We start from the raw sequence: 25,661 nt of genomic DNA, 5'->3' as shown, positions 1-25,661 counted from the left end.
ATATTACGGGCTTTGTTTCAATACCTGCCACGGGCATAGGAAAGCTATTGCATACCGTGAATAAGAATGACACCAAACTAAAAAAGGAAGTTAGCATTATAACACACTAATTATACCATCGACTATGAATTATGTTTTACTTAATTCCCTCGTTTCCCATCTCGAAATATTCGAGCAGGAGCATCATGCCCGCGCGGATGCCGACCTGTCCGATTTTGCGGGATGGCTGGGAAATAAGGTGTTACGGGAAAGGAAGAGCGTGAAACTCGCAGACAACACCGAAGTAAATGTTAGCCTGGAAGCATCTATCGGTAGAAAAATAGTAAAACTCCACCGGTACGTCCGGCTGTATTCGCGCAATGCACTACAGCACACCCCGTTGCAGAGTTTGGAAGAATTCAGCTACCTATCCACCCTGCTTAAGCATGGCCAGTTGAAAAAAACGGAGCTTATCACCCAAAACATCCACGAAAAGCCTACCGGCATGGAAATTATCCGCCGCCTGCTCAACGCGCAGCTGGTAGACCAGCAGGATGATCCGACCGATCAGCGCAGTAAACTACTGAGGCTTACCCCTAAAGGACGAGATGTATTGGCCGGGGTATTCAGGAAAATGGAAATGGTAAGCACCCTGGCCGCCGGCAACCTGACCGACGACGAAAAACAGGACCTGCTGTTCCTCCTCACCAAACTCGACGATTACCACGACCGGCTTTTTAATACGGACCGAAAGAATGTTTATGCTTCCTGCGCGGCGAAGGTCCGGCGGAAGGATAGCATAGTGAACGGGTACCAGCGGCGGCGCACTACTCAGCCGCCCTCACTTATGCTAGCTTATTAAAGGGAAAAGCCGGCCCGGGCCAGCTGTGGTGATTTATACCAGTAGTGTTGAGGATTTATATACCCATTCGCAGAAATAGCGTACGGCTTACTCCATGAAACGACCCGGAAAAAGATCGGATCAGGCAGATTTATTCTGTAATTGAGCAGATTGAAGGTAACGGCCAGAGAGTTTCAGGATCATATCGCGGAAGCCGTCGAACGAATCGGGCTTGGTAATGATTTGCTCTGCCCCACCGGTCATGCACTCATGAATCAGGCGGGTGTCGTTGTAAGTAGAATATATTACCACCGGGATGTGCGCAAAACGCTCGTCCGATTTTAAGGCTGCGAGGGTTTCGCGGCCGTTCATTTTAGGCATGTTCTGGTCTAATATAATCAGGCTGGGAAGCGCTGTTGAATGCGCGTCCAGGTACTGTAACACGTCAATGCCGTTTTCCACCGCCTCAAAGCTAAACTCGCCGTCATGGCCAAGATCATTTACAATTGCCGAAAAAATCAGCCTGTCATCCTCGTCATCCTCGGCTAGTAGAATTTTCCTGTATGTCTTTGCGTTAGTCGCCGCTGCTATACTCATTGTTCCATGGGTAAAATGATTGTAAATACCGCACCTTCGCCCTCATTGCTTTCCGCAGTGATAATACCATTGTGCTTTTCCACTATCTTCTTCGTGATGGCCAGGCCTATACCTGTTCCTTCAAACCTGTCTTTGGAGTGCAACCGGTGGAATAATCCGAATATCCGGCTCTTGTACTCCGTATCAAATCCTATTCCATTATCTTTTATCGTGATGCGACACCAGCGCCCATTGGGGTCTTCCGGCGCGGTGAAAGATAACTGCGAGACCCGCTTGCCGGTAATGATCACCTCCGGCGTTACGCCAGGCTGCGTAAACTTCAGCGCATTGCTGATCAGGTTCTGGAACACCTGCTGTACCTGCAGTTTATTCACCACCAGCGGTGGAATGTCCTGCACGTGAATCTTCGCGTTCTTCTCACGGATAATCACTTCAAAATCCTCCATCACTTCCCTTACCACCTGGCTGATGTCCGTCACGGCAAAATCGTCGTGGCCGGCCGAGAGCTTGGAGAAGTTTAATATATTGATTACCAGCGCCTTCATGCGTCGGGCCGACTGCATTATTTTATCAAGATACAGATGGGTATCGTCCGGCAGATCGCCATTGTGCCGGTCTTTCACCAATTTGGAGAACATGTGGATCTTACGCAACGGCTCCTGCAAATCGTGCGACGCTACGGAAGCAAACAGCTGCAGATCGTTATTGCTGGCCTCGAGCTCATGGTTGATGGCAAGCAGTTGCCGGGTGCGTTCCTCTACTTTTTCCTCCAATATTTCGTTCATCACCTTCTGCTCGTGGATGTCCGTGGTCGTAATAACCCAGCTGATCAGTGCTCCACGTGGGTCTTTGCGTGCCTTGGCCCGTAACAGGTTCCAGCGAAAATCCGTTTTGGAGACCATAATGCGCACTTCACAGTGAAAATCGGCCTTCACTGCCCCCGCACGTTCCCGTGTGTCCAGCAACATGGGCAGGTCTTCCGGGAAAACCGCCTGCTGCCAGCCCTCCTCCATCGCGTCATCATAAAAAATACCGGTATAAAACTCGAACTGGCGGTTCACGAAGTCAACTTTACCTTCGGCATCGGCGGTCCATACCATCAATGGCATCGATTCGGCCAGGAACTGACGCTGGGCAATATTGTTCGCCACTTCCATTTCCGCCTTTTTCAGCGCGGTCATATCCAGCATCGACCCCAGCATACGGTAAGGCACGCCGAATTCGTTATGCAACACATAACCGCGGTCCGGGATATGTGCGTACTCCCCGTTTTCCCTTTTGAAACGGTACTCGCAGCTCCACTGGCTTTTGTTTTCGTTGATCACCGTGTACAATGCCGCTTCCACCTGGTCGCGCTCATCCGGGTGAATGTGCTGTGCCCAGTCAGCCCTGCTGAAACCGGATTGATGGAAACCGAACATCTTCGAAAAGGACTCGCTCCACCATACGTTGTTGCCCGTAAGGTCCCAATCCCATAAAGTATCATTAGTGGCGCGCGCCACCAGGCGGAAGCGCTCCTCGCTAAAAGACAACTCCCGGGTACGGCCCTTCACTTTATCTTCAAGATCGATATTCAGTTTTTTAAGCGTTTCCTTCGCCTCGTTCAATTCGCTGTAACTCTTGCGTATCCGCTGCTCGCCACGCTTTTTATCGGTAATGTCCGTGAAAGTGCCCACAAAGCCGTCCTGCATTTTTACTGCTGTCAGCTCGTACCATTTTTCCTTTTCCTCCAGATAAATGTCGCGCTGTATGCTCTTATCGTTTTCCACGACCGATACATACTGCTCCATCAGTTCTCCGCCGATCAGCTCAGGCGCCAGATCCCGCAGATCGCCACCCTCCACTTTTTTAACCTCCAGTGCAAACAGCCTCCGGGCTACATTATTTGCCGCGATAATCGTAAAATCTTTAATTCTTCCCTTGGCATCACGCACCGCACGGAAGGCAAAAATCGCACTCATGCTGGCATTGAACACGCCACGAACAATGTTGTTCAGGTCCGTTATCGTTGTGATATCAACAAAAGTAATGATGATGCCCTCATATTTGTCTTCGCGGGTAACGTAAGGCATAATGCGCATCAGCAGGTGACGTCCTTCGTTCAGCTCCACTTCTTTTTCCACCACCTCGTGCGACCGCTGCACCTGGCGGATGTCATCCAGCAATGTTTCATAACGGATGTTGTTGGAGATGTGCGATATAGGCCGCCCCAGGTCACTTTCAATGAAGTTGATCATGCTGGCGGAAGCCGGGTTAAACTTGCGGATCAGCAGGTTTTTATCCGGGAATATCTGCGCAATATCGGTACTTCGGAAATAGTTATTTAAGTCATCGTTCAACTCTACCAGCTCGCGGATTTTCAGCTGATGCTCGGTGTTGAGCGTGTAAAGTTCTTCGTTGAGCGACTGCAGCTCTTCGTTGGAACTTTGCAGTTCTTCGTTGGAAGACAACAGCTCTTCATTGGAACTTTGCAGCTCTTCGTTCGTGGTCTCCGGGTCCTCCACAGCAATCTGAAGGTTATTTTTCACCTCTGTCAGCTCCGATTCCAGGTTCATAATGTAATCCTGATCCTGTCCCGGTGAGGAACGGTGTTGCTGCAGGTGCTGCTCCGTTTTTTCGGTATTTACCGTGCCGGCCTTGCTGATGACCACCAGCGTATAATCTTCTGATGAGGGCACGTGCGGATTGATCACCACGTTCAACAGCTGCGTTTCGGTACTGCGCACGAAGGCCAGTCCTTCGACTTTTATCTTCTCCCCTGTTTTCCAGGCCCGCCGAATTTCTTTATTCAGGGCGATAGAGAGGTCCTGGGGCAGCATGCGCACCAGGTTCAGGCTAAGGTTCTTTTTGGGCAGGGATAGCAGGAGTTCGTAGTTACCTACGGTTTCGCGGATCGAAACTCCTGTCGATATACACCGCCAGAAAACCGAGGTCGGTAGTTACGGTCGCTTTAATATCGTCCCATAATTCCTGCTGGCCACGCGTTTCACTATCTTTCTGCCGCCGCACCTTCAGTGTATCGCCGGGCATGGCCGGCAACGTTCGGAAACCGTCCGTCAGGTAAGGGCGGGGCTTGCTGTCGGATGTTTTGCGATATATTTTCCATTTCTGGCTCACCAGCTGTACTGTACTTTTTTCGAACGTCGGGTTTTCGCTGGGACCGAGAAACAGGTAACCGCCGCGGCTTACCGCGAAATGCAGGATGCTGAATACTCTTTCCTGCAACACATTGTTCATGTAAATGAGCATATTGCGGCAACATACCAGGTCGTTTTTGATAAATGGCGGGTCCTTGATAATGTCGTGTTTCGCAAATACGATCTTTTTACGAATGCGGGAAGTGATGTGATAGTGCTTATTCTTAAAGATAAAATACTTCTCCAGCAGCTCGCTCGCTGTCACATCCTTTTCGATGCTGGCGGGGTATATGCCTGCCGATGCCACTTCGAGGTTCGCGGCATCTATATCGGTGGCAAATATTTTTACTTCTACGCGTTTATTCGTTTGTGCCAGGGCCTCCTCGATGGCCATTGCCACGGAATACGCCTCTTCGCCGGTACTGCAGGCCGGTATCCACACCTTGATCTGTTCCCCGTTTTCTTTGGCGGAAATGATGCCTGGTAACACTTTGTCGCTCAATATTTCAAAAGCATCTTTATCGCGGAAAAAGCGGGTTACCCCGATCAGGAAGTCCTTCGCAAGACTCTTCACCTCCGCCGGATCCTGTTGCAGGCGCTCCACGTAAGCCTCGGCATTTTTATAATTCCCCATTACTACCCTGCGGCTGATGCGGCGGAGAATGGTAGGCGTTTTATAGTAATGAAAATCCTGTCCCGCCTCTTTGGCAATAAGTGCGAAGATGCGGGAAAGCAGCTCTTCGTCCAGTTCCACTTCGTTTATCGACGCGGGACTGGGCTCCTGCATAAAAGACAAAATTGCCTCGGGCATTTTCGCCGGAGAGGTTATAATATCGGCATTTCCTGAATTAATGGCACTGTTGGGCATCCCGTCGAAACGCGCGGTGTTGGGCTCTTGTACCAGCACCATGCCACCATGCTCCTTGATCTTTGCGATGCCTTTTGTCCCGTCAGAACCAGTGCCAGACAGCACCGCAGCGATGGCACAATCCTTTTTGTCCTCCGCCAGCGAAGAAAAGAAGATGTCGATCGCATTATTGGGCGAGCTGTCGTGCGACTTGGCAGCGAGCACCATCCGTCCTTTCCTGATAGAAATGAATTTATTATTGGGAATAACGTAGATATGGTTCTTCTGCACGGGTTGTCCGTCGGCAGCTTCCACCACTTTCATGTGCGTGTGGCGGGCCACCAGCTCCACCAGCAGACTTTTAAAGTCCGGCGACAGGTGCTGGATAATAACGAAAGACATATTCTCCGTGCGGGGCATATTATCAAAAAACTCCCGGATGGCCTCAAGACCACCGGCAGAAGCGCCCAACGCAATGATGTAATGCGGATGTGTCAAAACTTGTGTATTCTTTATTAGTTATAAGCCGAAGCGATCTGTTCAAAGATAAAGCTTCGCATGTTCTCGGCCACCATTACTTCTTCCTTCAGCCATGGCCGCGAGTAGCCGTCTACGTTCTCCTGCCACAATTTGAAGGAGTGCCGCGGGTGGTAAATCTGTTTGTTCTCTTCAAATAAAATGCGTTCCTCCGGGTTGCCCCCATTTAATGGTTTGCACAAACTCCTGGCGGAACAGCAAGATATATTCATCTTTCGCCGCATTGATCGGGATGACGAGCAGCCCACTCGCCTTCTGCCGGTATTCCGAGGCGATGTCGTACTGCCGCGACAGCGAATCTGTGCTAAATACATTGCGCAACTCCTTCAGATGCAGCCATAGGAGCAAGTCTTCCAGTTGCGCGCGGTCCGGCGTGTATCCCACACTATGCACTTCGTTGCGAAAGGTGACGATCGCCCCGCTGGCATTAAACAAATCCAGCAGGTTCGGTTCTCCGTTCAACAACGTTTGTACCAGGTTACCATCCTGGTAGATGTTGCCGATCGTCCTGGTATAAGAATCGCCCAGGCGGCGGTTCAGGTCATGGAATGCCTTGTGCTCCAGCGCGCCCACCTTGGCCGATATCACGGACGACAGCAGCTCGAATACAGCGGCCATCTGTCCCGAAATATTTTTAGGCGTACGGTGATGACAGGCTATCAATCCCCATAACTGACGGTCCTTGATGATACGCACGGAAACGGAAGCAGTTACCTGCATGTTTTTCAAGTATTCCACGTGTACTGCGGCCACACCCCGAAGATTGCAGGAACTCAGGTCCACAAACGCGCGGGTTACCGGGTTAATTACCGGGTATAATTTTACCGGCTCAAACTCACGGTCGGGAATGATGCGGTAAGGATTGCGAAGATACAGGTCACGCGCGGGTTTAGGAATATCCGATGCGGGAAACGTGAACCCCAGGTAGGATTCCATACCCGGCTCCATCGCTTCGGCCAGTACCAGGCCGTTCCAGTCCGGGTCGAAAGAATAGACCATTACCTTATCAAAACCGGCAATGGCCTTTAGTTCGCTGGCGGTAACGTCGCACAGTTCGTCAATGTTACTACACTGTTCAATGGCCACTATGGTCGATTTCAACCCCTGGTAGATGTCTGTAAAGGACGAGGTGACTACCGGCGTTGGCTCAATATCTATCTCTACTAACACCAATTGCCCCGAAATGTGCAGGGTAACGTGGTGATGCTGGTCATTAAGTTTCCAGAGTACCGTTTTTTCAGCGCCTTCAGCTGCAGCGGAAAATGCTTCCAACTCTTTTACGGCCGCAGGTTCCAGCCAGGCCGACAATGCTCCTTGCTCCACCATTTCGCGGGCAGATGCGGGAAAAAGTGCCGTTGTGTTTTCGCTGGCCTGGACAATGCGGCACGAAGCAGCTTCCAGACGAGCAGCACCCCATAGCGCTGGATAGTATTGATGATATGGATCGGCAGGTTGCCGCAGAATTCAGAATCGTATTTAGAGAATTGGCTCATAGTTTCCGGCCCATTGATTGAATTTTATGAAAGTTTGCCGTGCCGCTTCTATGGCGCTGGCCTGCTCGTCCTGACCAGACAGGGTATTCAGGCTGGCGCGGAAGCGCTCCCACATCGGCAACGTACGTTCGCCATATCCTGTAAAAAAGCAAAACCGCCGCTGACAGGTACCCCCAGTTGGCCGCTGATCATTTTGGCAATAATAGCGCCACCCAATGTAGAGCCCTCCAAAACGTAGGCCGCTCCCAATGCTGTAGCGCGGGAGTGAATATCGGGCAGATCGCTGGCCAGGTCATAATGGGCATTATCCTCTCCCAGAGTGGCTAAATCCCGCAGGATAAATTCGGCTTTTCGCCTGTCGGCAAAATCTGGCAAAACTCCGTTAAGAAAAGGTTCAAGCTGCTGTTCCAGTGGCTGATAAAAGCCATAAAACAATTTGAGTAGTGACGTATAACCCGTTACGGCGCTGATCTTCTTGATGTTTGACACCAGTTTCTTCTCCAGTTGTGCATGCTCGGTTTTGGTGCCCATCCTGAGCTCGTCCGAGAAAACAACATTCATTGACATACAGGTTTAATTCATGCTTATAAACTATAAACATAAGCGAAAATGCGGACATCAAAGTGTGGCATTATTTACACACTCATTTACAAATATACAAAAAGCGCCGTCCCTCGCGGGTTCCGGCGCTTTTTCAGAGCAGATCATCAAGATCATTTATTCATGTTTGAGCGTCCCCAACTCATTGGCCACAAATGAGTTAACCGTGGCGGCATCGGCGTTTACCGCCGAATTGTAGGAAACGAAAATGCCATAACCGGCACTCCTGGCGATTGTACAATTCTTAATCTGCATCCTGGATCCCTGGCCGGTTACAGCCACATTAGCTTTCCAGGTGGATGTTAATGCTTTACTGCCACCGTCGCTGATATGCACGTAATTCAGCTCATTGGCAGCACTGGTCGAAAAGCTGCGAAGTCCCCGCCAATGGCCCGCCACTGGCTGTGCACCGCGGATCACGATCGGACGTAATGCGGTACCTTCCGCTTTGATGTAAGCAGCAGCATCGATATCGATGGTGGCATCGTTGCCCATTTCGATGATAACCCCGGGCTTGAGGCGCAGCGGCGATTTGATCGTTAAATCACCGTTAAATCGATACGGAACATTGTTTTGCAGCGTATCCCATACAGTTTCCATGTTGCCCTCGATAATCGTGGGCCCCAGCTCCACCACATCTTTACCATTACCGGAAAAGACGGTCTGGTTATCGATGCGTGCGAGGTTGTCGGCTGTCATAAAAATCGCCGCCTCCGTGTTGTTGCTGATATTATTGGTGCTAAAGCCGTTCAGCACAGCGCCCGCAGCCGCGTGAATGCCATAACCGCCACTCTCAGAGATCTTCGTTTTGTTGATGGTCACTTTCGACTTTCCGACGCCGAATAAGGTCAGTCCCGCTTTAAGCCCGTTGAGGGTTACATAACCACCCCCATATTGGATATCCACATTCTCCAGCAGGTTGTTGGCGTTGGGGCTGTAAATCACGATTCCCTTCCAGCTGCCGCGTACTTTGCGCTTGCCGGTAAATACAATCCGTTTTTCGTCCGTACCCTTGGCCACAATGCTGCCCTGTTCGTTGATATCCAGCCGGGCATTATCTTCAAAAGCCACCATTACACCGGGTTGCACCACGAGTTGCGCCGTCACCGCTACATCCCTCGTCACCAGGTAATCCGGCACCGCAGGATCAGCCACGCGATCAGTCAGCGTACGCGTTTCGCTGACAGGTTTGTCGATAATCTCCGGCTGCGTATTATTTCCGGGGCCGCCTGGATTGGGATTATCGTCTTTTTGTCTTTGTCGCTGCAGGAAAACAGCGTAGCCGCGGTCAACATCACCGCAAGGCTTCTTAACATCTTTTTCATTTCTTTCGAGGTTTTAGACAGATGATTCGAGATGCTGCAAAATTGCACCGCGATGTTGATCGCCATTTCTGTAATGGCACCTATTTACTAAAACCCGTGTATCTACGGATACGCTTCTTACCGCTCCCCTCAGCGTACATTGCTGCCCGTAAAAAAGCCCCCGTTATGGGAGCTTCCTGATTTTCCTTTATGTTGACGAATTACCAGCGGTACGAGATCCCCGCATAGTAATTCCGTTCCGGCGCCGAATTATAATAACGCTGTCCCAGGGCGTTTAAATCGTTGCCCAGACTGTAATACACATTTAACAGATTATCGGCTCCCGCATACACCGACAGGTTGCGGAAGCTCCATCCCACCTTCGCCTGCAGCAAATGATAGCTGTCCGCGAACGCGGTATTGGCATCATTCAGCGGTAATTTCTCTGTAAAATTATGTTGTGCAAACAGGTAAATACGCTCCGGCAGCTGCACGAGCAAGCCTGTCACCAACACGTGTTTCGGCACCCCGGTCATTTGTTTCCCGGAAAAATTATCGTTCCCGCTTTTGTAGTCACGGAAGGTAAAGTCACTCCAGGTAAAAGCTGCTGTCAACTGCACACCGCGGATAAAACCTTTGGCCGATGGACGCAGCAACCAAAGCATACCTTGTAACTCTAATCCGTTCTGCTTCGTGCCGCCGGCATTGGTGAAAAATTCGGTGCCATCGTCGCGGAGGCGGCGAACGATTGCATCCTGCAACCGGTATTGAAATATGCTCGCATCTATCCAGTAGCGAGCGCCACCTGCGCGGAAACCTAATTCGTAGTTCCAGCCATTCTCCGCCTGCAATGCAGTATTGATCACATTATCGGAGGCCCGCACTTCCGCCGTGGCGGGCGGCGAGTATCCACGGCTCACAGAGGTGCGTATCGCCATTTGCGTATTGACGCGGTAAGAGAGCGCCAGCCTGGGCATCAACTGCGGCGAAAAGCGGCGGGTTTGCGAGGCTGTACTATCATTCCGGAAATCATACCTGAAATAGTTTAGGCTGGTAGCAGCTTCCAACGTCAGATTAAAAGGAAAGCGGAAGGTGAAACGTGTAAAATAAAACTGCTGTCTTGCCGCAATGTAATCCGATGCCTGTACGGTATCCCGTTTGCCCGCACGATTACCATAGTTCGTAATATCGGATCCGGTTTGCTGCCATTCCAGTCCCAGGTTCCAATCCAGGTAGGTACTGCCAAGCGCTTTATCATGCAATGAAAAATACGTTCTAACCGCGCCGGTGTTTTCATCACGCGCTTCGTAATTGGTGATGAATGGGTTTTCGAAATGCGTGTTCGCCCCGCTCACCGCTATCACATGTTTTAAATGCGGCGCAAAGTTCGATTCGTGTACCAGTCCGGCCTGGAAAGTACGGTTATAAATACCGGCACGCTGGTCCACAGCCCCGGGCAAGGTAGCGGTAGCCGGTCTTGCCCGCGGGGATCAGCGGCCGCCTGCGCGGCATTGAGTCCGCCGGGCGTACGGTATCCCAGATCGCTGTAAAAAGCGAGGAATTTAAGACTGTTGGTTTCGTTATACCGCCATTGCTGGAGGGATTGCAGGTACAGGCGGCGCATCCGGCTGTTATCGCGGTAGCCGTCGCCCTGTTGCCAGGCCTGGTAAAGCTTTGAACTGAAACGCCCCCACTGGCCGTTCCAGCCGGCCCTTTCCTGGAAAGCGCCATAAGAGCCTCCCTGTATCCCGAACGATGCCCCACTGCTATCGCGCATGGCGAAAGGCCGCAGCAATACCACACCACCGGAGTTGGCGCCGAACAGGCTGCCGTCCGGTCCCTTCAATACTTCTATACTTTGCACAGCCCCGGGGTCGGCCAGGTTGAGGTAACTATTGCCACCCGCATCCGTAAGCGGCATTTCATCCATGTATACTTTCACGTTGCGAATGCCAAAGGGTGAACGCAACAGGCTGCCGCGTATAGACAGCCGGTAGCTTCCCGGCGAACGTTCTTCCATACGGATGCCCGGTACGGTGTTAAGCGCCGGTACCAGCGTATTGCCTGGCTGCATTTGCAACTGCCGCTCACCGATCACCGCGGCCGATGCGGGCAGCGATACCAGCGGCTGGCTACCGGGATAAGCCGATATTACCACCTCCCGCAATTGCGCGGTATCCGGTTGCTGCGCCAACAATTTGCCTGGCGCCAATAAAAAAACAATAACGACGAAATATCTGCTCAACATAATATGCAAATTACAAAAGGGGCTGAAATAGTACACCGCATCTCCCCTTGCGGGAAGATACGGCGTCTCTTTGTACGGTTAATAAAAATCATTTTTTATAAGTCACCCGCCAGATGGTGTTGGATGCGTCGTCCGCTACCAGCAACGAGCCGTCTTTTGCCACTGCTACACCCACCGGACGGCCATACACTTCGCCTTTATCATTATCTGCAATAAAACCGGTTAAGAAATCTTCCGGTTCACCGGATGGTTTGCCGCCGGAAAAGGGCACAAATACCACTTTGTACCCCGACAACGCCGAGCGATTCCGGGAGCCGTGCTGCCCCACAAACGCACCGTTCTGGTATTTATCCGGAAAGGCCTCACCCGTGTAAAATGCCAGTCCTAACGACGCCGTATGTGCCCCCAGCGGCACGTCCGGCACAATGGCCTTTGCCACCAGGTCTTTGCCATCACCTTTCATCCGCGGATCTGCATGCTGACCAAAATAGGAATAAGGCCAGCCATAAAAGCCGCCTTCCTTCACCCCGGTGATATAATCGGGTACCAACTCGTCGCCGAGTTCATCGCGTTCGTTCACAGCCGTCCACAGCACGTTTGAGCCAGGCGCCCAGTCCATGCCCACGGGATTGCGCAATCCCGATGCATATACCCTTTCACCGGTACCATCCGGGTTGATCTCGAGAATATTAGCGCGGCGCACTTCGTTCTCCAGGCCATGTTCGGCCACATTACTGCCCGAACCAACGGATACGTATATATGTTTTCCGTCTTTGGCCGCCAGCAGGTTGCGCGTCCAGTGGTTGTTATAACCGCCGGCCGGCAATTCCAGTATCTTTTTGCCTTCGCCGCTGATGGTGTTAGCATTCTCTTTGTAGGGGTACATCAGGAGGCCATCCGTATTCGCCACGTAGAAATTACTATGCAACATTAGCATGCCGAAAGGCTGGTTGAGGTTGGCCAGGAATGTATTGCGGGAATCGGGAACGCCGTCGCCATTGGTATCGCGCAGCAATGTGATGCGGTCGGCACTGTTACCGAGGTTCTGGGACTTTGCTTTGCCAGAGGCCACGGCGGCCATCTTCTCTTTTACTTTGGGTTTGGTAGATGCTTCCGCGACAAGGATGTCGCCATTCGGCATTACGTAAATCCAGCGCGGATTATTGAATCCATCTGCAAACTTTGCTACCGTAAAGCCTTCTGGGGCTACGGGCGTTTTGCCACTCTCCCAGCCGATTACTTTGCTGAATTTGTTCATCGACTTGGAAGGCGCTGGCAGCGAATCGCCTTGCGTTGTTTGTGCTAATGTGTCTGTATTGGCCGGTCTGGTGCCTCCGCCGCAGGCCATCATCATTAAACTGAATCCGGTACCTAAAATGGGAAGTGAAAGTTTCATAAGATCGCTATTAGTCACGGCAATGCATCAATTACTTTGCCACAACGCAGCTGCTTACCATTTCCACCAGGGCTCCTTTGGATAATGATGTCCGATAATCACGGCCTCACCGATCCGGGGCGTTGTTACCCTTACATTGCGTTGTGCGGCGCTGGCCGTTGCGCGGTTAATGGGCTCATCCCAGGTGTGTAACGACAGTGCGAATTTACCCCAGTGTACGGGCATCAATACCTCAGCTTTAAGATCGATGGCCGCCTGTATGGTTTCTTCAGGCATCATATGGATATAGGGCCAGCGTTCATTATACTGGCCACATTCCAGCAAAGCCAGGCTGAAAGGACCGAACCGCGCCCCTATCTCCGTGAAATGATCACCATAGCCACTATCGCCGCCGATGAAGATGTTTATACCGGGTAGTTGCAGCACGAACGCGCTCCACAGCGTGCGGTTACTGCGGACGGCGCGGCCGGAGAAATGTCGTGCAGGCGTGGCGGTAAGCGTTACCAGCGGATTAACCTGCTGCGTTTCCCACCAGTCGAATTCCAACACCTTTTCCTTTGGTATGCCCCAGTATTGCAGGTGGGCCCCTACGCCGAGCGAGGTACAGGCCATTTTTACTTTCGGGAGGAGTGCGCGGATGGTATCGTAATCCATGTGATCGTAGTGATCATGCGTAATAACAAGCAGGTCGATAGCCGGCATGTCTGCAGCCGCATATACATTGGCGCCGTCAAAGCTCCTACCGGCAACCGGCACGGGGAAGCATGACGGCTGAACACCGGGTCTACCAGGATATTAAGGCCGTTGGATTGAATTAAATAGGAAGAGTGACCGAACCAGGTGAGTTCCGTTTGACCGGGAGCCGGGTGCAGGAGATTACGTTTAACGGAAGGCAACGGCCCTGGCGGGCGGGTATTTTTAGCCGTAAAAAAATCCCCACATCGCGCGGACGGAGAAGCCGTCTTTCATCAACGGCGAATGCGTCAGATTATGAAATTTTCCCTCGCGGTAGTTAGGAGAAGATTGGATGCGCGTCATGGAAGTGCCGCGCGGGTGTTGACCAAATACTTTAAGCCTCATGGCCACTAAGTTCTATATTTGGGACAGCCCATCAAAAATATTTCCCCGATACTGTGATTTTCCGGTATTTCCTGCGACTAATAATACGACATGAACAAACAAGCGGGCGATGAGGCCTTTCTCCAGCTAATCAATGGCAATAAGCGGATCATTTACAAAATCTGCCATTCCTATTGTCAAAACCAGGACGACCGGGAAGACCTGGCGCAGGAGATCATTTACCAGCTTTGGAAGTCTTTTCAACAAATAGAACTAGGTGTAAAGTTCAGCACCGGATGTATCGCGTGGCATTAAATACAGCTATTTCTTTCTATCGAAAAGAAAAAAGAAACCCGCGCCCTGCCCCGGCCGAACACCTGCTGGAAATAGCGGACGGCCCTCCGGAGCCGGATGCAACCCAACACCAACTTGCGTTACTGCAGCAATTCATACAGGGATTGCCGGAACTGGAGCGCGCGTTAATGTTACTATACCTGGACGAAAAAACACATGCGGAAATGGCGGATATACTTGGCATTTCTGAAAGCAACGTAGGAACGAAGGTTGGCCGCATTAAACAAAAGCTGCGGCAAAAGTTTGCGGATAGCGAATAATTAATAAACAGGCATACGAAAACGAACGATAGTAAACCCGATTAAACTGTAACAACATGGACGAAGCGCTTAAAAAATATGGGCAGCCTACGACCGGAAGCTGGAGCGTACCCTCGCGCTTAACATGCAACTAGTAAAAGCGATACAACTGCAAAAAGTGCAATCTGTACTGCGGCCCTTGTACAACATTAAATTGGTGGGCGTCATTTTTGGATGTATATGGCTGGCGTTCGTTGGCTTCCTTATCCGTTATTCCCTTAGCTGGGAAAAGATCTTTTTCGTGATATCGGCCGGTATTCACTGGATTGTTTCCGCGGTAGCGGTCGGTGTATACATTTATCACATGTCACTGCTCCGGGAAGTAAACAACAGCGACAACGTAGTAGAAACACAACGGAAGCTGGCACGGCTGGAAGCATCGAGCCTGCAGATCGGCCGGATACTGCTCGTACAACTGCCGGTATTCGTCAGTTTCCAGATGACCCCGTTATGTTTACCCCACAGGAACGCATAACCGGCATCATCTACGTGATCATTGTGCTACTTTTCACCTGGGCGGGCATATGGTGTTATCGCCACCTGAACTACCAAAATGTAGACAAACCATGGTTTCGCCGCTTCATTCTCCGTGGCCGGGAAATGGCACCGATCCGCAAAGCACTGGTCACCCTGCGCGAAATCGACGAGTTTGAACAGTAAATTCATTCATTTTGAATCACTTAAAACAGCATCATGAAAAAGGAATGGATCTCCCTGCTATTGTTGATTTGCTACCTGCTGCTGGAGGCGCTTTTATAGCAGTTAAATTCTTGTTAACGGCAATATTCCGGTTACGTTTACCAAGCAAAATATATCGTTCACCAATATTCACTTGACGACAAACCGCACAAGCCTATCTTTGTGTCAGGTTTTTCATAGGATATGGTTAAAATAACTGAAGGCGGTATTCTTACCGCCTTTTTCTTTTACCCCTGGAAACCAATACCATCAACATTCTCCGGTTAAATTCATGTTAACACCGTTAGACACTTTACGTTCACGAACCAAATCTCAACGTTCACCAATATTCACTTGACAACAAACTGCACAAGCCTATCTTTGTATCAGGTTTTTCATAGGATATGGTTAAAATAACTGAAGGCGGTATTCTTACCGCCTTTTTTTTTTTACCCCTGGAAACCAATACCATCAACCTTCTCCGGTTAAATTCATGTTAACACCATACGACACTTTACGTTCACGAACCAAATCACAACGTTCACCAATATTTACTTGACGACAAACTGCACAAGCTTATCTTTGTGTCAGGTTTTTCATAGGATATGGTTAAAATAACTGAAGGCGGTATTCTTACCGCCTTTTTCTTTGCTTCTTGATAGAAAAAAAGCTCCCCGCGAGGAGGACCTTTTTCTTTGCAGCTATTAACACACACTACTATTGGGGCAATTGCTGCAGCTTCGCACGCTCGCGGGAAATTCTTCTCCCGCTGAAAAACAAGTAGAGATTGACGAATAACATGACACCGAAATAAATGCAGAAGCCACCAAGTTTATAACTCGATGTTTCCAGTAATTGGGGGTTGCCCGGTATTGTAGAAGATATCTCCGTGGTGCGGGCAACATACCAGGTTACCAGCATCACAAGGGGCAAATAATCAGGTAGGCCAGGAAATTGAGTTCCATGACATCCTCAGGGCCAACGATAAAGACAATCTTTTCCAAAAATCCATTCCGGCGTCACGAGGGAATTGCCCCATTGGTTGCTATACCAGGGATGGGAGGCGCCTGGATTCCGTAGTACATGTATGTTCTGCGCAGGCATGTAACTCTGCGCCAATAAAAACCGCTTCTCTCCCGCCGCATTCACCGCCACATCCATTACCATCACCGCATGGCCGGGCGAACCGCCCTCCAATATCACATCGCCAGGTTGTATATCGCCGGTATTTTTTACCCGCTTCAATTCTCTACTAAGTGATAGGGTGCCGGCGTAACTGAACACCAACTCCAGGTAGGCGTCAAAACCGGCACGCGTGGTATTGGCAGCAGCCGATTTTAATTTGCGCAAGCGTTGTCCCTGCAACGGATAACGATATCCCGCACGCCAATCGCTATACGAAAGCAAGGTACCATCCGTAGCGTGGAACACAATTTTATCATACCGACCCTGTGCATATTGGTATTCGGCATATAAGCGCATTACAGCATCCGCACACTGCTGCAGATCTTTGTTACCCACACTGATATCCAGCACCGCGAATTGCGCCGATTGATTTCGCTTCTTTTCTCCATTAAATAAATACACCGTCTTGTCGGCTTTTAGCGGCATTTTTCGCAGCCAGGCGGTCAATGATCCGGGAGCAGCCGGCACGCGGCGAAATCCGTCAGGAAGGGCTATATTCTCCAACGTTTGGCCAAACACGCCGCCGATCAACATAAAAAAGGAAAAACAAACTAACAGGGCACTTTTCATAAGCCGTACTTTGTCTTTAGATGCCTGCCGGCCCTTTTTCCATAAATGGAATGTTTTTTGTTTTTTCAGGAAGACTAAATACAACACCATGAAACAACACCTTTTACTGTCTGCCATCACCGCCGCAAGCCTCTGCGCCTGCAACCAGGCCGGTAAAACAACGGATAACCGCGACAGTGTTAGTATAGACACCACCAATGCCACCCAAACCACCTCCGGCATCAATTGTTATCAGCAGGTAACGGGCCGCGACAGCTTCTTCCTGAATCTCATACAGGCGGGGGATTCGGTAACGGGTACACTGGAATATAATTTCTTTGAAAAAGATGATGCGAAAGGCGCTTTCACCGGTGTGCTGCGCAACAATATTCTGCGCTTGCGGTATGCGTTCCAAAGCGAAGGTACCACCACTACCCAGGACAAAATATTTAAGCGCAACGGCGACCAGCTCGTTGAAGCCCGCCCTGATAAGTTCTCCTCCATTGGCGATCCGCTTTTCCCGGCGGAGGACCAGGCCCTGGTATATGACAGCATTCCCTGGAAACAGGTGAACTGCCGCTAAATAAAAAAGCTGCAGTCGCATGGGCTGCAGCTTTTTTATGTATGCTGGTTTGATTTACAGTTTGCTGGGTTTCACGCCCTCGAACGTCATCTTTACCGGAAGTATCTTTCCATCCGCATCAAATTTCATTTCATCGATGCAGGTTACTCGGTGATTACCATCCGTGATACCCAGCGGGCGCCGGTGATACACGATGTACCATTTATCTGTTTTAGGATTGTGAATTACCGAATGGTGCCCCGCGCCGGTGGCCACTTTCGGGTCCTGCTGCAATATCCGGTCAATCCGTTTAAAAGGTCCCATGGGAGAATCGGCAATGGCGTAAGACACACTATAGTTCGGGCCCGTCCAGCCGCCCTCGGACCACATGAAATAATATTTACCGTCTTTAATGAACATGATCGGCCCCTCTACATATTTTTCCGGTGTGATCTCCTTGTAAATGCTGCCATCTTCGAACGGCACCAGCGCGGTGAAATCGCTCTTCAGTTTGGCAATATTACAATGGCCCCAGCCACCGTAAATGATGTAGTACTGGCCATCTTTATCTTTAAAAATATATTGATCGATGGGCTGCGCACCGTTTTTGATATCATTGATCAATGGCTTGCCCAGCAGGTCTTTGTAAGGCCCCTGCGGTTTGTCGGCCACCGCTACGCCAATGCCGCCCAATTCCGATTCTTTCTGGATATCGTTGGCTGCAAAAAAGAAAAGTATTTTTACCATCTTTCTCTACGATAGAAGGCGCCCACATGGCCCTTTTCGCCCATTTAACCGCGGCGGTGTCCAGGATCTCTTTATGCTTTTTCCAGTGAACCAAGTCGCTGGAAGAAAACGCGTCGAAGTGGACCTGCTTACCATATGGCGCGGAAAAGGTGGGAAATATCCAGTATTTCTTACCAAAAACAGCGGCCTCGGGATCGGCATACCAGCCTTCAAAAACCGGGTTACCGGGCTTGGCCGTCTGCGCGTTCACTGTGGCGCTTAAGGGTAATAAAAACAAAAGGCTGTACAGTGTCTTTTTCATCATTTACGTTTAGTTAAATAGTCTGGACGAATATAAAAATTACGACCAAAATACACACTTTAAATGTGATGAGCAGTCTTTCCGCAAAAAAACGGCCCCCTAAGCTGGGAGCCGTTGTCCATAGTATACAGTGCTCATTATTTCGCCCAAATTGCGCTGAAGCGCCCGTTGTCCGCATAGTTCTGCACTTTTACAAGGCGCAGTCCCTGTCCGGAAAATTCATCAAATTTGCTCTGGTAGCCGGCTGACGTCATCCCATAATAAGCAGCATAGTTGCTCTTCTTAGGGCGCCAAACACCACCGACCGTATTACCATTCACGTTAATGCTGGTCAGCTCCCAGGTTTTATACAGCTCATTGAACTTCTTATCAAATTCGGTAGCGTTCATGCCATAATAGAGATAGAAACCATTATCGTTGGGCTTATTCACGAACACTGCGGCGTGAAGACGTTTTCCGTTCACCATGTAATCCACATGTTCCTGCACATGCCATTTCTTATTGGTCACATAATCTTTCCACAGCTCGCCAAAATTAGCATCGTCGCGGTTATGCACTGATACATCGCTTTGTCCGGCCGGCTTCTTTTCCCAGATGGCCGAAAAGCGCGGATTACCGCTGCCATCTTTCGTTACCGACAACTGCCTTGGCCTGAACCCGGCTTTATCATATTGATTGAAATATTGCTGGTAAGTATCGGAACTCATGTAAAAACGGGTATACCATGCGCCCTGCAGTCCCCACTGGAACGAGCCTGCAGCGTACAGGTTATTGCCGTTACGGTCCACGCTCACGGTTTGCAGCGCCATACCCATACCGGTAAAGTAACCCCAATATTTATTCACCAGGTCCAGCGGAACGTTGTGGAAGCTGGGATAAAACGGCGCATAAAGGCGTGCGAACGGACTGTTTGCCTCCGGTCGTAACAATCCACGCCGGCGTGGTTATACGCGCCATACGGATCTACGTTTACCCATTCATTAGTATGACCGGCGCGCGTATCTTTCACACTCACTTCAAAGTGCAGGTGCACGTTGTAAGAGCGGGTACCTTCGGCACTGCTGGTAAAGGTACCGTCGTCGTCCAGGATGACGCCAATACCTCCCGAACCCGTATTGCCCGCGTAGGCGATGAACTGGCCGGCCTGCACGTTGTCATTTACTTTTACTTTGATGGTTTGCGCATTGGTGCCCCAGCACAGCTGGCTGGAAGTGCCATTGTTTGCAAACTTCTTGTATTTATCGGTAGGTGAATTTTTCGCATTGGCGCGGTCGTTATCGTAACCGTTGCGTAAATGCAGGTAGGTGCTGCGATACTTGTAGCCATCGGGCGCAGTATGCTCGATAACGACCGTGTTACCGCCACCGTTGTTCCAGCGCACGTCAATTACCTTGCCCGGTGCGATCGCGTATATCGCGAACGTAGGGTCTTCATTCGCATCTACGCTGGTTTTGCCGTAATCAATAGCCGCGTGCAGATCTTTAGCGCCATCGCCGTTTTTGTCCCAGCTATAGTAGAATCCCTGCCATACACCGGCTTTCGCGTTTTTATAGGGCAGGTACAAAGGCATATGCGCCTTTACAGATTCATATACGGGCTCCAGTTCCTCATCTACTACCGGCGACGCACATATGGTCGTGAGCGAACGTGTGGCCATATTAGGCGCATCGGCTTCTGTAACGATGAGTTGTTGGGCGGGTGTGAGCGTGATGGCTTTCCGTGCAGGCGTAATGGTTTTCAGTCTGCCCACACGAACAGGCGAAGCTGGCGTTTCCCCATCGGGACCTTGCGGAATGGCCATCGTAGGCTTTTTAACTTTCTGGTAAAGCAGTTCGGAAGATTGAATTTCTTCTTGTGGTCTTTGAGCACTGAGGTTAAATGCGATCAACAGCGAGGCTGCAGTAGGAATCAGTTTTTTCATTGTAAAATGGGTGTTAACGATTAAAGGAAAATATGGCCGCAAAGATAAAGGCGGCTGCCTCGCACGTCAAACCGTCAGTTAGTATCTGGTATCAATTTTCGTTTTAATGGCGGTTATCAACCTGTAAAAGGCTTACCCGTTGTAACGTGTAATTATACCGACACCGATTGCAATAATTGCCGGCAATGCCTGTACGAAAAAAAATCCGTTTGCTCGCGGTCGCCGCACCGTAAATTCCTGCTACGGCAACGCAGCCCAGAAAGAAGAAACGAATGTTCATTGCCCAGGCCTCATCGTCGATAAAGAATGACCAGATCAGTCCGGCCGCTAAAAATCCATTGTAGAGCCCCTGGTTGCCGGCCAGTGTTTTCGTTTCTTTAAAAGATGCGGGGGTAAACTTGTAAATACTTTGGGCGCGCGCGTTTCCCAGGCGAACATCTCAAGCCATAAAATGTAGATATGTTCTAAAGCGACCACGGCCACTAAAATCTGAAATAGTATCTGCATAAGGATAATTTGCGGCTAAAATAAGGCATTCGCGGCATGGAACAATCTTTGTAACCCATTGTTCTTAAACCATTACACCATGAGTACTACCCAGAACCTGACCGGCGCAGCAGCAATTGATAAGTTAAAGGAATTGGTAAATGCGGCCAACATCTGCATTTTTGTGACTAACGGGCGAAACCCCACTCTCCTCCCGGCCAATGAGTACAATGCAGGTGGACGACGACGGCTGCCTCTGGTTTTTCAGTAAAGAAAATTCGGAGAAAGAACATGAAATCAAAAACGACAACCGTGTACAACTCTTCTATTCCAATAAAAACAGCTCAGAATACCTGAGCGTATATGGCGAAGCAGAGTTGCTGAGAAACCGTGACAAGGTGGAGGAACTCTGGAGCCCGATAGCTAAAGCCTGGTTTACCGAAGGAAAAGATGATCCCACGATCGAGATTATCAAAGTAACACCAAGGGATGCGTATTACTGGGACACCAAACATAACAAGGCGGTATCGCTGGTAAAGATAGCTGTGGGCGCTGTTACGGGCAAACAGATGGACGATGGCGTGCAGGGAAAACTGAAAGTATAAGATATTTGTGGCCATCTTACCACAAAACGGGACAACAGCGCAAACTGTTGTCCCGTTTTGATTTAAGCCAATATCGTAAGTTGATCCCGCATATGTTTCGCAAACCCCTTCAAATGGCGCTCGCCGAAAAATGTGTTAGACCAATCATCAAAATGTAAATAATGATACTCGAGGAAAAACAGCATAAAGGTGAAATTCAGGTACGGCAATGCCGCCACCTCCTGCTCCGTTAATGGACGCAGTTTGCGGTACGATGCAATCAAACGGTCCATACAGCGCTGTCCCTCCTCCTTTGTGATCTTCTGATGCGCCACATGAAAAGTGTAATGGCAATATAGTGTCACCAGGTCGTACACCAGGTAGCCCTTTCCCGCGAAGTCAAAGTCGAACAGGGTGAGGTTATTGTGCTCATCAAAGAAAAAGTTTTTAGGGAAGTAGTCGAAGTGGCAATAGCCGTAACTGAAGTTGTCTAAATCGAAGGCCTGCAGCTTTTCTAACACTTCCGCCGCGGTCTCTTTGAGCTGGGCGTAATCCTCCGGGTAATCGGCATAAGCCACAGACAGGGTTTGCAGCGGACGATGCACGGTTGTTTCCAGGTCGTATACGCCGCGCTCGTTGTGCAGGCGCAAATTAGCGGTAATGTTGTGGTTAAAGGCGATTTCGTAACCCAGTACATCCAGCTGCGCATCACTCATGTCGATGTAGGACTTGCCTTTGGCAAACCGGGTAAGTACGCCATAACGCACGCCTTCGGCCGCCTGGAACGATTCCATCTCACGTCCGGCGCGATTCTTTACCACACCGGCAATACGGGCGCCCTGTTTTTCCAGATGTCCATCAACTCCACTTCACCACGGATCGCATCCGCAGAGCGGTGCATGTCGCGGTAAATCTTAAAAATGAATTTGCCTTCTTCGGCTTCAACTACATAGGTATCGCTTACGCCACGCATCAAATAGCGACAGCTGCGTACTTTCAGGCGATAGCTATCAGCAATCCGATGTTTCAGCGCGGCGGCCGAAAGGGTCGAATACTGGGTCGGAAATATCTGCATATGGAAAATTGGGTTCGGGGGCGATAAAAGTAAGAAAAAAGATCAATCCCTGCTGTTAATTGATATTGTAACCAATAGGTATCACTACATTTGCAGTATGAGAAGAGATGTATTCCAGGCTATCGCCGATCCGACCCGCCGTGAAATTATTAATGTATTAAGCCGCCAGGCATTGAATCTCAATGCCGTAGCCGGTCATTTTGATATCAGCCGGCCCGCCGTATCCAAACATATCCGCATCCTCACCGAATGCGGATTGATCGTGGTGAAACAACAGGGCCGCGAACGTTTTTGCCACGCCGACCTGCGTAAACTGCGCGAAGTATCGGAATGGACGGAACAATACCGCGACCTCTGGAACCATAAACTGGACGCCCTGGGCGACTTCCTGGACCAGCAGGCCGGCTAATGCGCTTCGCGGGCGCCGTTTTTCTGCTGAAAACTGTAAATCAGGTAAAACAGCGCGGGCAATATGAAAATGCTGCCCAGCAAGAGCGCCCAACCCAGAGAAGCAATAGTTTTATCATGACCGTGATGTTCCGTCAGCGACAAATAGCCGCCGCCAGATAATAGTACAATATTGGGATAGTGTTGCCAGGTAACGGTGAGCAGGATCATCGTTACCTGGAAGCCGGCCAGCACCCGCAAAATCTTTGTCTTCCCCTTCCGCAACAGGTACCAGAGCAACGCGAGCGACAAGGTTGCCGCCGAAATAGCCACTACCCCCACAGTGTTACCAAATATCCAGTGCAGTAGCGGGATGCCCTCAAAGTGTGCCGCCACGAATACCGTGAAGCCGCAGAACACCGCCAGGATGTTCGACGTTTGCGCCTTGGCGATAAAGCGTTTACGGTCGGTTTCGTTATCGGTTTCGCCAATAAGATACACCGATGCCGGAACGCGCAAATGGTCACCGTGAAAAAGCCCACAGCTACGGTAAACCAGTCGAGCCAGCTGAAAACATAGGCATCTAAGAAATCAGTAGCATCAGGGTTGATCCTGCCGCTTACCGCGCTCCCGCCAATAATGCCGAGAAATAACGGCGTGGTTAAACTCGACCAGGTAAAAATGCGGTTATATACCGTTTGCCAGTCATCCACCACCGCATCGTGATGCCGGAACGCAAACGCCGTTCCCCGCGCGATGATGCCCATCAACATAATCGTTAAGGGAATATGCAGGTATACAGACATGGTTGAATAGATGGCCGGAAATCCCACGAACAGGATCACGATGGCAATGATCAGCCACATGTGATTAGCCTCCCAGATAGGGCCAATGGCCTGGTAAGTAGTTTTGCGGGTGCGGTTACGGTTCTTTTCAGACGTAAACAGTTCTATGATGCCCGCCCCGAAATCGGCCCCGCCCAGCAACAGGTACAGCAAGATGGAAGCCCAGAGATAAACGATCACTACGTACAACATGTCTTAATGCTTTTCAGGGTTTTCAGATGAAGGAACATCATATAATTTATCTACCATCCTGATCTGGCGGTAGAGCATGAAGGTCACGATTAATGCCAGCGAAATGTACACACCTGTGTAGAGATAAAATGAGTAAGCAATACCCGGCATGGGGGTAACGGCGTCGGCTGTACGCATGACGCCGTGGATGATCCAGGGCTGCCTTCCCACTTCGGTGACCGTCCAGCCCGCCTCCACGGCGATAAAGCCCATAGGAGTGGCCAGCACAAAGAAGTTGAGCAACCATTTGCTGCGCAGCCAGCTTTTTTTTCTTCCACAGGGCAATGAAATATAAAAAGGCGAGCAACAACATCACCATTCCCAATCCCACCATGACCTGGAACGCATAGTGCGTCACCGCTACCGGCGGATGATCTTGTGCAGGGATCTGGTCAAGGCCCTTTACTTCGGCGTTGAAGTCGCCATGCGCCATAAAACTGAGCATGCCCGGGATAGGGATCGCGTATTTAACGGTTTTATTCTTTTCGTCTGGAATGCCACCAATAATCAGCGGCGCCCGTTCCCGCGTTTCGAAATGTGCTTCCATGGCGGCCAGTTTGGCGGGCTGACGTCGGGCTACATCTTTAGCGGAAATGTCGCCACTCAGCGGCTGCAACACCGCGGCCACACAGCCAAAGATGGCGGCGATGCGGAAAGATTTAGTATGAAACTCCGTGTTTTTCCCTTTCGCGATCATGAACGCATGTACACCCGCCACCGCAAATCCAGTAGCCACAAAAGCCGCCACCGTCATATGCAGGGCCTGCGAAAACCAGGCATCGTTGAACATCGCGGCAATAGGATCAATGTTAAGGTACTGGCCATCCACGAAATCAAAACCAGCCGGGCTGTTCATCCGTGGCATTAGCCGCCACTACAAGGATCCCGGATACCAGTCCGCTTACTCCCACAACCACCCCGGTAAACCAGTGAAACCAACGGTTAAAGCGTTTCCACCCATACAGATAGAAGCCCAGGGCGATCGCTTCGATGAAAAACGCTGTGCCCTCAAGGGAAAAAGGCATCCCGAAAATAGGTCCGGCATGTTTCATGAAGCCGGGCCATAACAGTCCCAGCTCAAACGACAACACCGTACCGGAAACCGCTCCGGTAGCGAAAAAGATAGCCACGCCCTTGCTCCAGGCCTTGGTAATGTTTTTATAGATTTCTTTGTTGGTCTTCAGCCAGTAAAAATGTGATACAGCCATAAAGAAAGGCATAACCATGCCTATACAGGAGAAGACAATGTGAAAACCAAGCGAAAGGGCCATCTGCGATCGGGCGGCGAGGAAGTCGTTCATAAGTTCCGATTGATAGTAATATGCGCTTGTAAATTTATTAACTCAGGGCATTCGGGCAACTGATATTCATCAGTTTTACAAAGATAAAAAAAAGGCACTATACTTGTGCTTCTTATCC

30 protein-coding genes and 5 pseudogenes are annotated in these 25,661 nt (G+C 50.2%); 8 read left to right on the top strand and 27 right to left on the bottom strand.

Features of this window, described 5'->3' with window-relative positions; genetic code table 11:
* Window positions 1-124: 124 nt before the first annotated feature.
* Window positions 125-841, top strand: a complete 717-nt coding sequence (locus MKQ70_RS04745; protein WP_248068668.1) for a MarR family winged helix-turn-helix transcriptional regulator — start codon at window positions 125-127, stop codon at window positions 839-841.
* A gap of 120 nt (window positions 842-961) precedes the next feature.
* On the opposite strand, the gene MKQ70_RS04740 is transcribed toward MKQ70_RS04745, so the two are convergent.
* The 13 genes and pseudogenes from MKQ70_RS04740 to MKQ70_RS04685 form a co-directional block, all read right to left on the bottom strand.
* Window positions 962-1,417, bottom strand: coding sequence for a response regulator (locus MKQ70_RS04740; RefSeq protein WP_248068664.1), 456 nt, complete (start codon window positions 1,415-1,417; stop codon window positions 962-964).
* The gene (locus MKQ70_RS04735; protein WP_248081053.1) at window positions 1,414-4,236 is read right to left on the bottom strand and encodes a PAS domain-containing protein; all 2,823 of its coding nucleotides are present in this window, start codon (window positions 4,234-4,236) and stop codon (window positions 1,414-1,416) included. The genes MKQ70_RS04740 and MKQ70_RS04735 overlap by 4 nt, the downstream gene beginning before the upstream one ends.
* 55 nt (window positions 4,237-4,291) lie before the next feature.
* Entirely contained in the window at window positions 4,292-5,899 is a 1,608-nt protein-coding gene (locus tag MKQ70_RS04730; RefSeq protein ID WP_248068661.1) for a chemotaxis protein CheB, read from the bottom strand.
* Between the two features lie 17 nt (window positions 5,900-5,916).
* Window positions 5,917-7,264 (bottom strand): annotated as a pseudogene (locus MKQ70_RS04725) (GAF domain-containing protein).
* The gene (locus tag MKQ70_RS04720; RefSeq protein WP_248068659.1) at window positions 7,216-7,431 is read right to left on the bottom strand and encodes a hypothetical protein; all 216 of its coding nucleotides are present in this window, start codon (window positions 7,429-7,431) and stop codon (window positions 7,216-7,218) included. Before MKQ70_RS04720 ends, MKQ70_RS04725 begins: the two are co-directional and overlap by 49 nt.
* Window positions 7,432-7,518: 87 nt before the next feature.
* Complete coding sequence (locus tag MKQ70_RS04715; RefSeq protein ID WP_248068658.1) at window positions 7,519-7,992, bottom strand: biliverdin-producing heme oxygenase; 474 nt, start codon at window positions 7,990-7,992, stop codon at window positions 7,519-7,521.
* A gap of 156 nt (window positions 7,993-8,148) precedes the next feature.
* On the bottom strand, window positions 8,149-9,186 hold the full coding sequence (locus tag MKQ70_RS04710; protein ID WP_248068656.1) for a hypothetical protein: 1,038 nt from the start codon (window positions 9,184-9,186) through the stop codon (window positions 8,149-8,151).
* A gap of 370 nt (window positions 9,187-9,556) precedes the next feature.
* Window positions 9,557-10,783, bottom strand: coding sequence for a TonB-dependent receptor domain-containing protein (locus MKQ70_RS04705; RefSeq protein ID WP_248068654.1), 1,227 nt, complete (start codon window positions 10,781-10,783; stop codon window positions 9,557-9,559).
* The gene (locus MKQ70_RS04700) at window positions 10,705-11,583 is read right to left on the bottom strand and encodes a TonB-dependent receptor (protein ID WP_248068652.1); all 879 of its coding nucleotides are present in this window, start codon (window positions 11,581-11,583) and stop codon (window positions 10,705-10,707) included. Before MKQ70_RS04700 ends, MKQ70_RS04705 begins: the two co-directional genes overlap by 79 nt.
* An 88-nt stretch (window positions 11,584-11,671) precedes the next feature.
* Window positions 11,672-12,979, bottom strand: coding sequence for a PQQ-dependent sugar dehydrogenase (locus MKQ70_RS04695; RefSeq protein WP_248068650.1), 1,308 nt, complete (start codon window positions 12,977-12,979; stop codon window positions 11,672-11,674).
* Window positions 12,980-13,033: 54 nt separating this feature from the next.
* Entirely contained in the window at window positions 13,034-13,735 is a 702-nt protein-coding gene (locus MKQ70_RS04690; RefSeq protein WP_308198931.1) for an MBL fold metallo-hydrolase, read from the bottom strand.
* A gap of 50 nt (window positions 13,736-13,785) precedes the next feature.
* Window positions 13,786-13,875 (bottom strand): annotated as a pseudogene (locus MKQ70_RS40965) (hypothetical protein); the annotation flags it as partial.
* Window positions 13,876-13,897: 22 nt separating this feature from the next.
* Window positions 13,898-14,059, bottom strand: coding sequence for a hypothetical protein (locus MKQ70_RS04685; RefSeq protein WP_248068648.1), 162 nt, complete (start codon window positions 14,057-14,059; stop codon window positions 13,898-13,900).
* Window positions 14,060-14,149: 90 nt separating this feature from the next.
* Here MKQ70_RS04685 and MKQ70_RS04680 point away from each other — a divergent pair, with 90 nt between their 5' ends.
* The 4 genes from MKQ70_RS04680 to MKQ70_RS04665 all read left to right on the top strand — a co-directional run bounded on the left by MKQ70_RS04680 (window position 14,150) and on the right by MKQ70_RS04665 (window position 15,351).
* Entirely contained in the window at window positions 14,150-14,353 is a 204-nt protein-coding gene (locus MKQ70_RS04680) for a sigma factor (protein ID WP_248068645.1), read from the top strand.
* On the top strand, window positions 14,344-14,652 hold the full coding sequence (locus MKQ70_RS04675; RefSeq protein ID WP_248068642.1) for an RNA polymerase sigma factor: 309 nt from the start codon (window positions 14,344-14,346) through the stop codon (window positions 14,650-14,652). Before MKQ70_RS04680 ends, MKQ70_RS04675 begins: the two co-directional genes overlap by 10 nt.
* 124 nt (window positions 14,653-14,776) lie before the next feature.
* Window positions 14,777-15,166, top strand: a complete 390-nt coding sequence (locus MKQ70_RS04670; protein ID WP_248068639.1) for a hypothetical protein — start codon at window positions 14,777-14,779, stop codon at window positions 15,164-15,166.
* Window positions 15,142-15,351 carry a hypothetical protein gene (locus MKQ70_RS04665; RefSeq protein WP_248068637.1) on the top strand — a complete coding sequence of 70 codons (210 nt, stop codon included), beginning with the start codon at window positions 15,142-15,144 and terminating at the stop codon, window positions 15,349-15,351. Before MKQ70_RS04670 ends, MKQ70_RS04665 begins: the two co-directional genes overlap by 25 nt.
* A 735-nt stretch (window positions 15,352-16,086) precedes the next feature.
* On the opposite strand, the gene MKQ70_RS04660 is transcribed toward MKQ70_RS04665, so the two are convergent.
* On the bottom strand, window positions 16,087-16,293 hold the full coding sequence (locus MKQ70_RS04660; protein ID WP_248068634.1) for a hypothetical protein: 207 nt from the start codon (window positions 16,291-16,293) through the stop codon (window positions 16,087-16,089).
* A 48-nt stretch (window positions 16,294-16,341) separates the two neighbouring features.
* On the bottom strand, window positions 16,342-17,124 hold the full coding sequence (locus tag MKQ70_RS04655; RefSeq protein WP_248068631.1) for a DUF4846 domain-containing protein: 783 nt from the start codon (window positions 17,122-17,124) through the stop codon (window positions 16,342-16,344).
* An 88-nt stretch (window positions 17,125-17,212) separates the two neighbouring features.
* Between MKQ70_RS04655 and MKQ70_RS04650 the strand changes: the two genes are divergently transcribed.
* Window positions 17,213-17,686 carry a hypothetical protein gene (locus MKQ70_RS04650; RefSeq protein WP_248068628.1) on the top strand — a complete coding sequence of 158 codons (474 nt, stop codon included), beginning with the start codon at window positions 17,213-17,215 and terminating at the stop codon, window positions 17,684-17,686.
* Between the two features lie 54 nt (window positions 17,687-17,740).
* Here MKQ70_RS04650 and MKQ70_RS37680 read toward each other — a convergent pair whose 3' ends face one another.
* From MKQ70_RS37680 to MKQ70_RS37665, 6 genes are all read right to left on the bottom strand, one after another.
* Window positions 17,741-18,358 (bottom strand): family 43 glycosylhydrolase, encoded by a 618-nt coding sequence (locus tag MKQ70_RS37680; protein ID WP_282456220.1) that lies wholly within the window; start codon window positions 18,356-18,358, stop codon window positions 17,741-17,743.
* On the bottom strand, window positions 18,279-18,716 hold the full coding sequence (locus MKQ70_RS37675) for a family 43 glycosylhydrolase (protein ID WP_282456219.1): 438 nt from the start codon (window positions 18,714-18,716) through the stop codon (window positions 18,279-18,281). The genes MKQ70_RS37680 and MKQ70_RS37675 overlap by 80 nt, the downstream gene beginning before the upstream one ends.
* Window positions 18,717-18,850: 134 nt before the next feature.
* Complete coding sequence (locus tag MKQ70_RS04640) at window positions 18,851-19,558, bottom strand: hypothetical protein (RefSeq protein WP_248068625.1); 708 nt, start codon at window positions 19,556-19,558, stop codon at window positions 18,851-18,853.
* Window positions 19,555-20,634: a M23 family metallopeptidase gene (locus MKQ70_RS04635; RefSeq protein WP_248068622.1), complete on the bottom strand. Its 1,080-nt coding sequence runs from the start codon at window positions 20,632-20,634 to the stop codon at window positions 19,555-19,557. Before MKQ70_RS04635 ends, MKQ70_RS04640 begins: the two co-directional genes overlap by 4 nt.
* Before the next feature lie 103 nt (window positions 20,635-20,737).
* Window positions 20,738-20,998 carry a DUF1304 domain-containing protein gene (locus tag MKQ70_RS37670; RefSeq protein WP_282457092.1) on the bottom strand — a complete coding sequence of 87 codons (261 nt, stop codon included), beginning with the start codon at window positions 20,996-20,998 and terminating at the stop codon, window positions 20,738-20,740.
* The gene (locus tag MKQ70_RS37665; protein ID WP_282456218.1) at window positions 20,962-21,141 is read right to left on the bottom strand and encodes a DUF1304 family protein; all 180 of its coding nucleotides are present in this window, start codon (window positions 21,139-21,141) and stop codon (window positions 20,962-20,964) included. Before MKQ70_RS37665 ends, MKQ70_RS37670 begins: the two co-directional genes overlap by 37 nt.
* A 194-nt stretch (window positions 21,142-21,335) precedes the next feature.
* On the opposite strand from MKQ70_RS37665, the pseudogene MKQ70_RS04630 reads away from it, so the two are divergent.
* Window positions 21,336-21,725: pseudogene (locus tag MKQ70_RS04630) on the top strand (pyridoxamine 5'-phosphate oxidase family protein); the annotation flags it as partial.
* A 62-nt stretch (window positions 21,726-21,787) separates the two neighbouring features.
* Here the strand turns inward: MKQ70_RS04630 and MKQ70_RS04625 are convergent.
* Together MKQ70_RS04625 and MKQ70_RS04620 are read right to left on the bottom strand one after the other, a co-directional pair.
* Entirely contained in the window at window positions 21,788-22,525 is a 738-nt protein-coding gene (locus MKQ70_RS04625) for a phosphotransferase enzyme family protein (RefSeq protein ID WP_248068617.1), read from the bottom strand.
* Window positions 22,519-22,779: a hypothetical protein gene (locus MKQ70_RS04620; RefSeq protein WP_248068614.1), complete on the bottom strand. Its 261-nt coding sequence runs from the start codon at window positions 22,777-22,779 to the stop codon at window positions 22,519-22,521. The genes MKQ70_RS04625 and MKQ70_RS04620 overlap by 7 nt, the downstream gene beginning before the upstream one ends.
* A gap of 97 nt (window positions 22,780-22,876) precedes the next feature.
* On the opposite strand from MKQ70_RS04620, the gene MKQ70_RS04615 reads away from it, so the two are divergent.
* Complete coding sequence (locus MKQ70_RS04615) at window positions 22,877-23,188, top strand: ArsR/SmtB family transcription factor (protein ID WP_248068612.1); 312 nt, start codon at window positions 22,877-22,879, stop codon at window positions 23,186-23,188.
* Here the strand turns inward: MKQ70_RS04615 and MKQ70_RS04610 are convergent.
* The 4 genes and pseudogenes from MKQ70_RS04610 to MKQ70_RS37650 form a co-directional block, all read right to left on the bottom strand.
* A pseudogene (locus MKQ70_RS04610) lies at window positions 23,185-24,203 on the bottom strand (cytochrome d ubiquinol oxidase subunit II). The gene MKQ70_RS04615 and the pseudogene MKQ70_RS04610 overlap by 4 nt on opposite strands.
* A gap of 3 nt (window positions 24,204-24,206) precedes the next feature.
* Window positions 24,207-24,455, bottom strand: coding sequence for a cytochrome ubiquinol oxidase subunit I (locus tag MKQ70_RS37660; RefSeq protein WP_282456217.1), 249 nt, complete (start codon window positions 24,453-24,455; stop codon window positions 24,207-24,209).
* Window positions 24,456-24,576: 121 nt separating this feature from the next.
* A pseudogene (locus tag MKQ70_RS37655) lies at window positions 24,577-25,098 on the bottom strand (cytochrome ubiquinol oxidase subunit I); the annotation flags it as partial.
* The gene (locus MKQ70_RS37650; protein WP_282456216.1) at window positions 25,076-25,543 is read right to left on the bottom strand and encodes a cytochrome ubiquinol oxidase subunit I; all 468 of its coding nucleotides are present in this window, start codon (window positions 25,541-25,543) and stop codon (window positions 25,076-25,078) included. The gene MKQ70_RS37650 and the pseudogene MKQ70_RS37655, both read right to left, overlap by 23 nt.
* Between the last annotated feature and the right edge of the window lie 118 nt (window positions 25,544-25,661).

Source organism: Chitinophaga sedimenti, assembly GCF_023156195.1.
Lineage (GTDB): Bacteria > Bacteroidota > Bacteroidia > Chitinophagales > Chitinophagaceae > Chitinophaga > Chitinophaga sedimenti.
The sequence above is the reverse complement of the archived record's forward strand: the minus strand, read 5'-3'. Positions and strand labels throughout refer to the sequence as shown.